At 69.2% G+C, this 14265-nt stretch carries 4 protein-coding genes; all 4 read right to left on the reverse strand.

All coding sequences use genetic code 11. From position 1 onward, the window contains the following. Positions 1 to 3311, reverse strand: a 3311-nt coding sequence (locus tag Q0W90_RS00005) for an amino acid adenylation domain-containing protein (RefSeq protein ID WP_297772509.1), incomplete at its 3' end; no start/stop codon positions are given. Further along, complete coding sequence (locus Q0W90_RS00010) at positions 3308 to 9883, reverse strand: non-ribosomal peptide synthetase (RefSeq protein WP_297772510.1); 6576 nt, start codon at positions 9881 to 9883, stop codon at positions 3308 to 3310. The genes Q0W90_RS00005 and Q0W90_RS00010, both read right to left, overlap by 4 nt. Position 9884: 1 nt before the next feature. Beyond that, positions 9885 to 12944, reverse strand: a complete 3060-nt coding sequence (gene mbtD, locus Q0W90_RS00015; RefSeq protein WP_297772512.1) for a mycobactin polyketide synthase MbtD — start codon at positions 12942 to 12944, stop codon at positions 9885 to 9887. Next, on the reverse strand, positions 12944 to 14263 hold the full coding sequence (locus Q0W90_RS00020) for a polyketide synthase (protein WP_297594367.1): 1320 nt from the start codon (positions 14261 to 14263) through the stop codon (positions 12944 to 12946). The genes mbtD and Q0W90_RS00020 overlap by 1 nt, the downstream gene beginning before the upstream one ends. Positions 14264 to 14265: the final 2 nt, after the last annotated feature.

Consider the following 14265-nt stretch of genomic DNA (forward strand, 5'->3'; position numbering starts at 1 on the left):
ACCCGGGTGCGCAGCACTTCGTGGCCGTTGATGATGCTGGCGAGCGCGGCATCGAGTTGTTCGCGGCGCAGCGTCTCGGGCAACCGGATGGCTTCGGTCTGGGCGAGCCGGCGCGGGTCGCCGTGTTCGTAGAGCCATCGGCCGTTGGGCAGCAACGGCATTGGCCCGGTTCCGTCGTCTACCCGCTGGGTGGCCGTGGCGGTTTCGGAGTCGATCGCCTCGGCCAGTTCGCGGATGTTGGTGCAGTCGAGGATCAGTCTGGCGCGCAGCGCGATTCCCCGCGCCCGGGCCGCCTGTACCACCGACAGCGCCATGATGCTGTCCAGCCCCACCTGCAGGAAGTCGGCGGTGACGTCGACGCGCGGGTGCCCCAGCAGCTCGGCGAGCAGTTCGGCCAGCGCGGATTCGGTGGCGGTCTCGGGCGTCGTCGCCCCGGCGACGGACTCGGCGGTGTCGAAGGCGGCCAGCGCGGATTCGTCGAGCTTGCCGTTGGGGGTCAACGGGATTTCGTCGACCAGGACGATGCGCTGCGGCACCATATAGCGCGGCAGCCGGATGCTGAGCATGCCCCGCAGATCGGTCACCGTCGGCTTGTCGCCCGCGCCGGTCGCCACGTACGCGGTCAGCCGCGGTACGCCGGCGTGCTGACGCACCAGCACGCTTGCGTGCCGGACGGCGGGGTGCGATTCGAGGGCGGCCGCGATTTCCCCGGGCTCGACGCGGTGGCCGCGGATCTTCACCTGGGCGTCGGCGCGACCGACGTATTGCACTGTGCCGTCGGGCAACCGGCGCACCAGGTCGCCGGTTCGATACATCCGCTCGGCGGCCACAAACGGGTCGGCGACAAAGCGCGCCGCGGTCTCTCCCGCGCGGCCCACATAGCCGCGGGCCAGCTGGGCGCCGCCCAGATACAGTTCGCCCGTCGCGCCGCACGGCACCGGGCGCAGCCCGGAATCGAGCACGTATCCGCGGGTGTGCCGGGTCGGCCGCCCGATGCAGGGCTCGTCGTGCTCGGCGATGGCGGCGACGACCGCCTCGACCGTGGTCTCGGTCGGCCCGTAGCAGTTGTATGCGGTCATGGGCGTGGTGTTGCACGCCTTGTGGATTCGAGCCCAGGCCGCGCTGCCGATCGCCTCGCCGCCCAGCGCCAACACCGTCAGCGGCACGTCGGTCAACAGGCCGAAAGCCTGCAGTTGGGCGAACATCGAGGGGGTGGTGTCGATCATGTCGATGCCGTGCTCGGCGATCACCGCGACCAGGGCCTCGGCGTCGGTCTGGGTCTGCTCGTCGACCACGTGCACGCCGTGGCCGTCGAGCAGGGCAACCAACGGCTGCCAGGCGGCGTCAAAGGCGAACGACCACGCGTGGGCGATGCGCAGCGGTCGGCCGAGCGTGGCGGCCGCGGGGCGCAGCACGCCGTCCAGGTGGTCGTCGGCGTAGGCGCCCACCGCGCCGTGAGTTCCGATGACGCCCTTTGGTTCTCCGGTGGTGCCCGAGGTGAACACGACGTACGCGGCCTGCTCGAGCGGGACGTCGACCGGGTCGAAGTCGTCGCGCGGCGGGCTGGCTTCGAGTAGCTGCGCGGTCAGTCCTTCGTCCAAGACGATCGAGGCGCCGGATTGGCGCAGAATCGAATTCACCCGTCCCGGGGGCATCCCCGGCTCCATGGGGACACACATGCCGCCGGCCTTGAGCACCGCAAGTATCGCGATGATGTACTGCGGGCCTCGGAAAAGCTTTATGCCCACCGGTGTTTCGGGCTTGACCCCGTTCCGGGCGAGTTGGGCGGCCAGCCGGGTGGTCTCCTCGTCCAGCTCGCGGTAGCTCAGCGTGCCGCCCGCCCAGCTGATCGCCGGGTTGTCCGGTGCGCCGGCCGCGACGTCGGCGAACCGCGCGTGAATGCACCGCGGTGACTTCGGGCCCGTTGTGCCGGCACGCAGCGGGGCCGCTTCGTCCTGGAAGAGGACGCTGACCTCGCGCAGCGGACGTTCCCAGTCCTGCAGCAGTCGCTCGGCGGTGGTCAGCACCCGCCGCCCGACGGTGGCGGCCGGAATGGCGCCCAGTGCGCCATCGATCACTTCGATCAGCACTACCAGCTCGCCGGCCTCCATGTGGGCGGCGATGGCGATCGGGAAGTGCGACAGGGTTTGCAGAGCCGAGGGCCGGAATGTCGCACCACCGGCGGTGAATTCGCCACCGGAGGAAAGCCCGTTCATCGGGAAGTTCTCGTAGACCAGCAGGGTGTCGAACATCTCCCCGACCCCGCCGAGGGCCCGCAATTGGGCATGCCCGAGATAGCTGTGCTCACGTAGCAGCGCGGCATCGCGCTGCACGGCGCGACATTGCTCACCGGCGCTCGCGGCCGGGTCCAGCCGCACCCGCAGCGGCACGGTGTTGATGAACAAGCCCACCATGGTCTCGACGCCGGTCAGTTCGGGCGGCCTGCCCGAGACCGTGACCCCGAAAGCCACATCGAGGGTGTCGGTGAGCCGGGACAACACCAGCGCCCACGCCATTTGCATCAGGGTGTTGACGGTGATGCCACGCGACCGGGTCTCGTCGACCAACCGCGCGGTGGCCTCGATCGGCAGCCGCAGTTCGGTGGTGCGCGGCAGCGCCGTCTGCTGTCCCTCGGCCGTCTCCACCGAGCCCAGGGCGGCGGCCAGCAGGGTGGGGCCCGGCAGGGCCGCCAGGTGCTGGCGCCAGACCTGCTGGCTGGCCTCCGGGTCGCGACTGGCCAGCCAGCCGATGTAATCGCGGTACGGCCGCGACGCGACGGGCAGCGCCGCCAGGTCGCCGCCGGCGTGGTAGAGGATCATCATCTCGTTGATGAACACCGGCATCGACCATCCGTCGATCACGATGTGATGGGCGGTGAGCACCAAACGCCATCGCGCACCCGGCAATTCGATCAGCAGGAAGCGGATGGCCGGCCCGTGTTCCAGATCGAATGGTCGGCGGCGCTCGCCGGTTTCCAGCGTCGGCACGTCCTCGGGCGCGGCGGCGACGAGTCGCCACGGCAACTCGACGCGGGACGGCACGATCTGCACCGGCCGCGGGATGCCCCGGCTGAAGAAGCTGGCCCGCAGGTTCGGGTGGCGCACCAACATCTTCTCAGCGCACTCGCGTAGCAGCGCGACATCGAGGCCACCGGAGATGTCGGCCGCCATCCCGATCACGTACGGGTCGTCCGCCGCTTCGCCGTCGGTGAATTCGGCGAGCGTGGTCAGCGAATACAAGCCCTCCTGCAGCGGGCTCAGCGCCATCACGTCCTCGATGTCGGGCGCGACGTCGGTTCCGGCGGCCGTCATGTCGTGCCTTCGCGCGACGACGACCAAAGTTGTGTCACAGCAGCCAGATCCGAGGACGAGAGACCGGAGGTGCTCATCGGCTCGAAACGCACATCGGTCGCCTGGCCCCGCTGTTCGGCGTCAGCCTCCGCGTCTCCCAGGGCGTCCAGCGCCGCGGCCAGCTGCCGCACCGTCGGATTCTCGAAGATCATGCGCGGACTCACCGCCAGGCCGACCGCCCGCGCACGCGAGGCCAACTGCACCGACAGGATGCTGTCGCCGCCGAGCGCGAAGAAGTCGTCGAAGCGCCCCACTTCGGGGGTCGACAGCAATTCGGCGAACACCTTGGCCCGCGCCCGTTCGGTGTCCGTGCGTGCCGGCTCGGTCAGGCCACCGGTGCCGACCGACGGACGCGGTAACCCGGGCCGGTTCAGCTTGCCCGATTCGGTCTTGGGCAGAACGTCGAGAACGCTCAGCGATGACGGCATCATGTAGCCCGGCAGCGTCGTCGCGATCGCGGCGCGCACCTCCCCCGCGAAGACCGCCCTTTCGACATCATCGGTGATCGGCCGCTGCGGCACAACATATCCCGCGAGCGACGTACCGCCGTGCACCTCCCAGGTGCGGGCGGCCGACGAGGCGACACCCTCGGCCGCCGCCAGGGCCGCCTCGACCTCGGCCAACTCGACCCGGAAACCACGGACCTGCACCTGGTGATCGGAGCGCCCGACGAATTCCAGTTGGCCGTCCTCGGTCCACCGGGCCAAATCGCCGCTGCGGTACAAGCGCGAACCTGGCTCCACACCGTAAGGATTGGCGACGAACCGTGTTGCGGTCAGACCGGGACGTTTCCAATACCCGCGCGCCAGCTGGTCGCCGGCGTAGTACAGCTCGCCCACCACCCCGACCGGCACGGGGCGCAGCCCGTCGTCGAGGAGGTAGGCTTGCGCGCCCGGGACTGGCTTTCCGACAAGCGGATTCGGCAAGCCCAACCGCCCGCGGGACACCGCACCCGAGGTCTCGGTGGAACCGATGTTGTTCAACAGCTCGGTGCCACCGTCATCGGTGCACACCGACACCAGCCGTTGCAGCAACGACGCGCTGACCGGCTCGCCACCGCACACCAGCCGCGACAGCGAGGCCACGGCGTCGGGCCGGCTGTCCACCAACGCCGAGACCAGGCTGGGCACCGCGGTCACCTGGGCAACCGAATACCGGTTCATCAACTCCCCGAGGGCCTCGGGGTCGCGGTGCTCGGCGTCGTCGGCCAGGACCATGGTCGCGCCGGCCGCCAGGCCGGCCAGCATCTCCATGCCGCCTTCGAGGAAGGTGATCGACGCCTGCGCCAACCGAACGTCCTCGGTCCTGGGCGGATAGTTTCGCAGCTGCCAATCCAGCCGGGCCGCCATCGAACGATGGGTTCCCACGGCGCCTTTCGGCGTGCCGGTGGATCCGGAGGTGAATACCAGGTACATCGGGTCGTCGGGGTGCGGCAGCCGTAAATCCCTGGATTGCGGATCCACGTCATCGCTGTCCACCAGGGCGCCCACGCGGGGATCGTCGAGCGAAATCAACTCGACTCCCGGCACCTGCGGCATGGTGTCCACCGCCTCGGCCGTTGCCACCACCACCGACGGCTGGACGTCGTCGAGCATGAATTGCTTTCGCGCCGACGGATAACCGGGATCGATGGGGAAATAACCGGCACCGGCCTTCATGATGGCCATCAGCGCCACCACCAGCTCGATGCTCCTACGGGTCGACAGCCCGACCAACGCCCCCGGGCCTACCCCGCTCCTGGCGAGCAGCGCGGCCAGGTTGTCCGAACAGCGATGCAGCGTGGGGTAATCGATCTGCTGGTCGCCGCAGCGCACCGCGATCCGGTCCGCACCCCACGTCCGACTGGGTTCCAGCAATTCCGGGATGGTCCGCGGCCGGTCGTGCGGCGGCCGCGGACCGCGGCTCCAGTCCTGCAGAATGCGGCGCTGTTCTCCTGCATCGATCAGCGCAACGTCTCGCAGACTCTGATCGAGGTCATCGGCGAACGCGGTGACCGCCCGGATCAGCCATTCGGCCAGCCGCTCGATGGTGGTTCTGGCGTAGAGCTCGGTGCGGAAGATGACATTGCAGTTGTAACCGATGTCGTCGGCGCCGTCGGTGCCGAAGAAGTTGACGCTGAGATCGGCGTGCGCCATGTCGAAGATGGGATCCAGTGACGTGCATACGGTGTCGCCTCCGGCACCCCCCGCGGGTGCGGTCTCGATGACCCGCGTGGCGGACAGGTGATCCCGGACGTGCACGACGACCTGGAACAACGGGTTGCGTGACAGCGAACGCACCGGGCTCACGCTGTCGACCACCCGGTCGAACGGCAGGTCTTGGTGAGCGTAGGCGGCCAGCGCCGTCTCCCGGGCCCGCTTCAGCAGTTCTCGTAACGTCGGGTTGCCGTCCATGTCGTTGCGCAACACCAGGATGTTGACGAAAAAGCCGATCAGTTGGTCCAATTCGGCTTCGGTGCGACCCGCGACCGGGGTACCCAACGGAATGTCCACGCCGCCACCGGCCTTGTGCAGCACCACGGCGACAGCCGTTTGCAGCAGCATGAACTCGGTGACGCCCAACTCGCGGCACAGCTCGCCGAGCTTGGCCCGGGTGCCCGAGTCGATGTGGAAGTCGACGGATTCGCCCTCCCCGCTGGGCACCGGCTGGCGCGGGAAATCCGGGCGCAGCCCGGTGTCCTCCGGCAGCCCGGCCAGCCGCCGGGTCCAGTACTCCCGCTGCTCGGAGGCAATCGCGGACTCCTGTCCGCTGCCGTCACCCAAAAACGTGCGCTGCCATGCCGCGTAATCGGCGTACTGCACGCGCAGCGGCGCCCAGGACGGCGCTTCCCCACCGCGCCGCGCTCGATAGGCCGTCATCACGTCGGAGAACAGCACGCCCGCCGACCAATGGTCCGAGGCGATGTGGTGCACCACCAGCGATAGCACGTGTTCGGCGGCGTTCTCGGTGCGCAGCACCGCGACCCGGATCGGCAGTTCCGAGTCCAGCTCGAAGCAGTGGCGCCGCTCGACGTCGAGTTGCTGCTGCAGCCAGGCGTCCCCGGCGCCCTGCGCGCGGCGCACCGGAACCTCGACGTCGGCCGGGCCCACGACCTGATAGGGCACGCCGTCCACCTCGACGTAGCTGGTGCGCAGGATTTCGTGGCGGGCAAGGACATCGCCGACGGCGGCGATCAACGCGTCGATGTCCCACGGTCCGGTCAGCTTCGCCGCAAAGGGGATGTTGTTGACCGGGCTGGGGCCGTCCAGGCGATAGGCGAACCAGCTGCGCAGCTGCGAGGCCGAGAGCGGCATGGGTTCGTCGTGTGTGGTCGCGATCAGCCTGGGGCGTGACTGCGTCAGTTGGCCCGAACTCAGCTGGTCGACCCGCTCCGCCAGCAGGCCCACCGTGGCGAGCTCGAACACGTCGCGGATGCCCAGCTCCACGCCGCACTCGGAGCGGATCGCGGTGACCAGCTTGGTGGCGACCAGCGAGTGACCACCCAAATCGAAGAACGAGTCGTCGACGCCCACCCGCTCGTGGCCCAGCAGCCCGGAAAACAGTTGGGCGATCCGGGTTTCGGTGGGAGTCGTCGGGTCGCGATACTCGGTGCCGGCCGCGAGCTGTGGCTGCGGCAGCGCGGCGCGGTCGATCTTTTGATGTGCGGTGATCGGGATCTCGTCGAGCACCACATAGGCGGCCGGAGTCATGTAGTCCGGCAGCGCGGCGGCCACCCGAGCGCGGATACGTTCGACGTCAACCGTTTCCGTGTCGAGGCCCTCGGCCGGCGTCACGTATCCGACCAAGCTCTTGCCCAACTGGGGCAGGTCCATGGCCAGCACGACGGCTTGTCCGACGCTGGGGTCGACCGAGATGGCGGCGGCGATTTCACCGAGCTCGATGCGGAACCCGCGGATCTTCACCTGCTCGTCGGCGCGCCCGACGAACTCGATGTCCCCGTTGGCGTTGCGCCGGGCCAGGTCGCCCGAGCGGTACATCCGTCCGCCCGGGGTGAACGGGTCGGCGACAAAGCGCTCGGCCGTCAGCTGCGGCCTGCGGTGGTATCCATGCGCGACATGCGTTCCGGCGATGTAGATTTCACCGATCACCCCGACGGGAACCGGCCGCAGGGCATTGTCGAGCAGATACACCTGCGTGTTGATCTTGGGCCGGCCGATCGGCACCACCCGCGTACCCTGGGCGCCCTCCACCGGGTAGCTGGTGCAGTTCACGACCGTCTCGGTCGGCCCGTAGAAGTTGTGCAGCGACGCATCGAAGGTGGCGTGGAATTTGTCGGCGATCTCGCCGGGTAGGGCCTCCCCACCGATGGGCACGCGACGCAGCGTGCGCCACTGGCTGACGCCGGGCAGGGACAGGAAGAGCCCCAGCAGCGACGGCACGAAGTGCATCGACGTAATGCCTTCACGGGCCAGCAGATCGGTGAGGTAGCCGATGTCGCGCAGCCCATCGGGCCGCGGAATCACCAGTCGGGCGCCCATGATCAATGTCCCGAAGATCTCGCCCATCGACACGTCGAAGCTGGGCGACGCCACCTGCAGCAGCCGGTCGGTTTCGTCGATCCGGTATTCGTCGCCGAACCAGACGAAGTACTCGGCGATGGGCGCGTGGGGCACCGGAACGCCCTTGGGCAGCCCCGTGGAACCCGAGGTGTAAATCAGGTACGCGGTGTTCTGCGGGCTCAGCGGTCGGATCAACGCGGCAGGCGCGGTGGCCGGGTAGTCCTCCACGCCGGAAACCGGTTCGCGCAACACCAGTTTGGCGTCCGCGTCTCCCAGAATGAAGCTCAGCCGGTCGTCTGGGTAGGTGGGATCCACCGGCAGGTACACCCCACCCGCCTTGAGCACGCCCAACGCGGTGATGACCAATTCGGGTGACTTGTCCAGCAGTACCGCCACGCGATCCTCGGTGCCGATCCCTTGCTCGATGAGCCGGTGCGCCACCCGGTTCGACTCTTCGTCGATTTCGCGATAGGTGTAGGCGCGTCCTTCGTAGACGACCGCGACGGCATCGGGCGTCAGCGCCGCCCGCCGGCTGACCAACGCCGACAGTGTGCTGGCCGGGGTGACGAACTCCGCACCGGTCGAGACCGCCCGCAGCCATTCGGCGTCGTCGTCGTTCATCAGCGCGCACGCCGACAGCGTCGCGTCGGGAGCGGACAGCACGCTGTCCAGCAGGGCGCCGTAGTGGCGCAGCAATTGCTCCACCAACTGCTGATCCAGCACCTCGACCAGATACTCGGCCTCGATCAGGCCGCCGCCCGGGCCATCCGGCGTACGATTCAGCTCCACCATCAGACTCAGCGGCAGCTGGTTGAAATGACCGCGCAATTCGCCGCGCTCGCAGTGCACGCCCGGCGGGCAGAAGCCCGCACCGTCGGGGTCTCGCTGTCCGAAGCTGACCCGGGTCATCCGGTCAGCGCCGTGTCGGCGATCGGGATTCGACTCGCGCACCAGCCAGTCCAGGTCGGCGCGCGAATGGGCGAACGCACCCACCGCCCCGTCACGGGTCTGGGCGAGCAGCTCGCGGAACGTCTGGTGCGGCCGCGGGCGCAGCCGGATCACCACGGTGTTGCCGTAGTACCCGATCACATCCTCGGTTCCCACGCCACGGTTCAGCACCGGGGCCGCGAACAGGAAATCGGTGGACTGGGTGTAGCGGTGCATCAGGGTGCCGAACGCGGCCATCAACACCATGTACGGAGTGGCGCCCGTCTCGCGGGCCAGCGCGGCCGCCCGGTCGACGGTGTCCGCCGACAACGGCGCGGTTGCGCGCTGCGCACGCCAGGTACTGGGCACCACCGAACCGTTGGGCCCGGGAAGTTCCAGTGGCTCCGGGAGATCGGCCATCAACGGCCGCCAGTAATCCAGATCCGCCTGACGGATCGCGGTCGGGTCGTTGGAGAGATCCGGCAGCACCGGCCCGGCGGCGAAGTCGTCCGGCTCGGTGTACGCGCGGGTCAGATCGGCGAAAAACGGTGCCCACGAGCCGTCGTCCCAGGCGATGTGATGCGCGGTGATCAGCAGTATCAGGTCATCGGCGGCCAGGCGCGCCACCGTGACGCGCAGTGGTGAATCGTTGCTCAGGTCGAATGGCCGGCGAAAGTCGCGCTGCGCCAGCACATCCAGCCGCAAGCGGCGGGCCTGATCGGCCAACCCCGACAGGTCGTGTTCGGCCCACTCGGGCCGCAGCTCGTCGCGGATGGCCGGGCGCGGGTCGCCGTCGCCGTCGGTGTCATACGTCGTATGAAGTACGGGGTGTCGCGCGGCTACGGCGTCGACCGCGCGATGTAACCGCGCGGCATCGACGGCGCCGCTGAGCCGATAGGAGACGCAGATGTTGAGCAACGCGCTGTCGGGATCGACCGACTGCACGAACCACATTCGGTGTTGGCCGACGGACATGCGGGGCTCGTCGTAGGTGGTCACGGCCCCCGCGCCCGTCGACCTGGCCAGGCCGCGTTCAGCGAGCTTGCGGCGCAGTAGTTCTAAGCGCTCATCGTCGAGATGGGTGCCGGCGCCAGTGGTGTCTGTCACGCTAGGAGTCCAACCTTTCGAGCGTCGCGAGCGTTGAGTGGTGCGCACCGTTGGCGGCGCCGGTGGGTTCGAATGATTGCGGCGCCGCGGGGCCGCCCGCTGGGTCGGCGCGCAGCGCGTCGATCAGCTCGGTGACGGTGATGCCGCCCAGCATGCGGGCCACCGGGACCGAGTTCCCCACCGTGCGGCGCAGCCTTTTACGTAAATCGAGGGCGAGCAACGAGTCCACCCCGAGGTCGATGAGCGACGTGGCGGGGTCGATCGACAGTGCGTCGCCCAGGTGCAGCGTCGCGGCCAATTCGGCGCACACCACGTCGGCGAGCGGCTTCGCGATGGAGATGTTCTCCCCTGCATCGCCGTCGCCGGTGTGCGAAGCGCTGAACGGCATTGGCATTCCCTGGCTTTCGAAGAACACCCGCAGCCGGTCGAAGTCGGCGTCGAAAATCAGCGGATCGCCGTCGTAGCGGTACAGACTGGCTTCGATCGCCGCCTGTGGCTCCATCGCCACCAGACCCGAGCGTTCGGTGCGGGTGATCTCGTTGCCGACCACCACCCCGGCGCCCTGCCACAGTCCCCAGCGGATCGCCACGCAGTCGCGGCCTTCGGCACGCAACTGGGCGGCCAACACATCGAGCATCCGGTTGGACGCCGCGTATGCCGCGTGGCTGTAGCCGCCCCAGGTCCCGAACACCGACGAGCAGGCGATGATTCGGCAGTCCGGCCGCAGCGGCCACCCGTCGGCCATCAACGCCAACCCTCGGACCTTGGCGGCGCACACCGCCGCCACGTCCGCACCGGTGAGCTCGGAGCGCGAGCGCGCCCGTGCGATGCCCGCGGTGTGGATCAGCAACGACGCCCCCGAACCCGCGTACGCGGCGGCCACGGCGGCCAGCGCGGCGGGGTCGGTGATATCGCATTGCGGGGCACGCACTTCGGCGTCGTGCTTGTCGGTGAGCTCGCGCAGCGCGGCGGGGTCCACGCCGTGGCGGCTCAGCAGGGTGACGGTCCGCGCCCCGCGTTCGAGGCAGTACCGCGCATACTGCAAGCCGATGGCTCCGCTGCCTCCGGTGATCACCACGTCGTCCAGAGCCCCGGCCTCGAGCGGCCGGCTCGTCGCCGATTCGCGGCACGCGCGGAATGTTCGGACATGGCTTCGGACAGGGCTTATCGGTGACTCGCCGCCCCGCAACGCGACCTCGCCCGCCTCGCCCGACAGCACGTCGACGACGGCCCGCGCGGTCGCGGCGTCCACATCTCGGTGCGCGAGGTCGAGATGCCCGAACGCCTGATCCGGGAATTCGAACCCGACGCTGCGATGCATCGCGGCCAGGGCCGCCTGCGCCGCTGAGACGTTGGAGTCGTCCCGATCGGTCTGTTCGGCACCCGCGGTGAGCAGCCAGACGGCCCGGCATCGCGGGCCGATGAGCGCAGGGTAATCGGGTAGGCCGGCATCGGGCAGACCGGCGATCTGCTCGATTGCGGCCGTGGCGTCGAGCCGGTCGAGACCCGGCGCCACTATCGCGAGGATCTCCGCGTCGTTCGGCGACACTACCCGGCAGCCACCTTGCGCCGCAACGGCATCGGCCAGCCGCCGTGCCGGCGCGTCCGCGCCGAAGAACCCGATGTCGGGGCGTGTTGTGCTCGGCGTGATCGGCGACATCGTCTGCTGCCAGTCCTCGACGGCCACCGTCAGCGCCGGCACCGACGCCGGTTCGGTCACGCGTTCCGGCGCCGCCCAGAGGTGCACCGCGCGCATCGGCGCGTTCGGGAAGCCTCGCAGCGGAGCCTGGTTACCCGCCGGGACCGCGTCGGCCCACCTGCAGCCGGGGTCGGCGGTCGCGACGGCGGCGATGCTCGCCGACAGCGTTTCGGTGATGGGCCGGTCGCGGTGCCCCGAGCCAACGATGACGGTCGACTCATCGTCGACGATGTCGCCCAGCGGATAGAGCAGTGACGGGTGCGCCGAGAGCTCCACGAACGTGTCAGCGCCACAGGCGCGGGCGTGCTGCACCGCAAGATCGAAGAGCACTGTGCCGCAGAGGTTCTCATACCAATATCCAGAGAAATCGGTCGCTTCGCCCACCTCGGCGCCGAAGGTGGAGCCGATGAACCTCACCGGCCCGTCCCGGAACGCCGACGGCGGTGTCAGCTCGCCCAGGCTGGCACGCAACGGACGTAGTGCACTGGTGTGGCCGGGATAGTCGACGGACAGCTGATGGGTGAAGATGTCGCGCTGCTGCGCCAGCCGCACCGCGGCGGCCACCGCGTCGTGATCGCCGGCGACCACGGTCGACGACGGCCCGTTGACCGCCGAAACCTCCACCCAGCCGGGCGCCTCGGCCAGCAGCGACTCGGCGACGTCGAGGCCGGTGCCGAGCACCGCCATCGCGTAGCGGCCCGTCAACTGGTCGACAACGGTGGCGCGGGCGACCACCAGAGCGACGGCGTCGGGCAGCGAGATCGCTTCGGCCACATATGCCGCCGCCACCTCGCCCAGGCTGTGGCCGATGGTGATATCGGGCAGCACCCCGCAGAATCGCCACGCCTCGGCCAGGCTGACCGCGTGGGTGAACTGCGCTCCCTGGATCTGCGGACGTGACCAGCTGCGCTCTTCCTCGCCCACCAGATACGGGAGCGGAGAGGCAAATCCGGCGAGCAGGAACGCGTGCGCGCACCGGTCGGCCGCCTCGCGGTAGGCCGACAATCGTCGGTAGGCGTCGGCGCCCATCGACTGCCATTGGTTGCCCTGGCCCGGGAACACGAACGCAATGCGCGGTGGCGTCGCCTTCGCGGATTGCGTGAGGAGCTCGTGCTCCTCGCCGCGAGCGATCGCCGACAGCCCGGCGACGAGCTCGGCGCGGTCGGCCGCTCGCAGCAGCGCGCGGTGCCGGCGCGCGCGCCGCAGCCGCAGCAGGGTGGAGGCGATCGCGGCGGTCACGTTCGCCGAGTCGATGCGGCCCAGGTAGTCGAGGATCGCCGCGGCGTCCCGGGGGATGAGCTCCGGGTCGTGGGAACTCAGCAACACCGGGACGCGCCCGTCCGGCAATCGATGGATGAGCATCACGCGACCTCGGGGACGGAGACGATCAGATGCGCGTTGGTGCCGGCGATTCCGAACGCCGAGGCCGCGGCGATGCGCTGCCCGTCGATGGCCGCCCACGGCGTCAGATTCTGTGCCAATCGCAAACCCTGTTTATCCCACTCGATTTCGGGGCTGGCGTTGTCGGCGTGCAGGGTGGGCGGGACGGCGCCGTGTTCGGCGGAGACCAGCACCTTGGCTAGCCCCAGCGCGCCGGCGGCGGCCAACGAATGCCCCACGTTGGACTTCACCGAGCCCAGCAGGGCCCCGCCGCCGGCTTCGGTGTCGCCGTAGGTCTGTGCCAGCGAACGCAATTCGGTGCGGTCACCGAGCCGGGTGCCGGTGCCGTGGCCCTCGATCATCCCCACCTCGGCCGGTTTGATCCCGGCCTGGGCGATGGCGCGCTGGAACAGGCGGACCTGGGCGTCGCCGCTGGGCGCGCTCAGCCCGGCGCTGCGCCCGTCCTGGTTGATGGCGGTGGCGCGCACCTCGGCCACGACCCGCCGGCCGGCACGCAGCGCGGCCGATTTGCGTTGCAGCACAAACATCGCCGCTCCCTCGGCCCACACGGTTCCGCTGGCCTGCGCGCTGTAGGGGCGGCAGTATCCGTCATCGGAGAGGGCGTGTTGTTTGGAGAACTCCACGAAGAAGCCGGGTGAGCCCAGCACGTTGACCCCGCCCGCGATAGCCATGTCGCAGTCGTCGTTTTGCAGGGAACGCACCGCGACGTGGAAGGCCACCAGCGCCGACGCGCACGAGGAATCCAGGGTCAGCGCCGGCCCGGCCAATCCCAGCGTGTAGGCGATGCGGCCCGAGATCACGCTGAGCGCGGTCCCGGCGAGCAGATGGCCGCTGTGCTCGGAGAACCTGGCCATTTCGGGTCCGTAGCCGGTGGCCGATGCGCCGACGAAGCAGCCCACATCGTGCCCGGCGAGGTCGTCGGGATTGATGCCGCTGTTTTCCAGAGCGCGCCAGGCCACTCGCAGCGACACCCGCTGCTGCGGGTCCATCACGACGGCCTCCCGGGGTGAGATGCCGAAGAATTCGGGATCGAATGTGGTTGCCCCACCGAGGAATCCACCGCGATCATGGATCTCCTTGAATCCGCTGCGGCGCGATCCGGCGAGCAGTTCCCGCACCGCCCAACCGCGGTCGGTGGGAAACGGCCCCAGCGCCTCACGGCCGTGCGCCAGCAGATCCCAATATCCCTCGGCGTTTTCGATGCCACCGGGGGCCTCGACACCCATACCCACGATCACGACAGGGTCGACGCTCTCGGCACCATACGCATCGTTCGACATTG

This window comes from Mycobacterium sp. (genome assembly GCF_025933915.1).
Taxonomy (GTDB): domain Bacteria; phylum Actinomycetota; class Actinomycetes; order Mycobacteriales; family Mycobacteriaceae; genus Mycobacterium.

Excerpts from the sequence above, each read along its gene's own strand:
- mbtD (WP_297772512.1), bottom strand. The coding sequence starts at position 12,944 with ATGCTCATCCATCGATTGCCGGACGGGCGCGTCCCGGTGTTGCTGAGT.
- Q0W90_RS00020 (WP_297594367.1), bottom strand. The coding sequence starts at position 14,263 with ATGTCGAACGATGCGTATGGTGCCGAGAGCGTCGACCCTGTCGTGATC.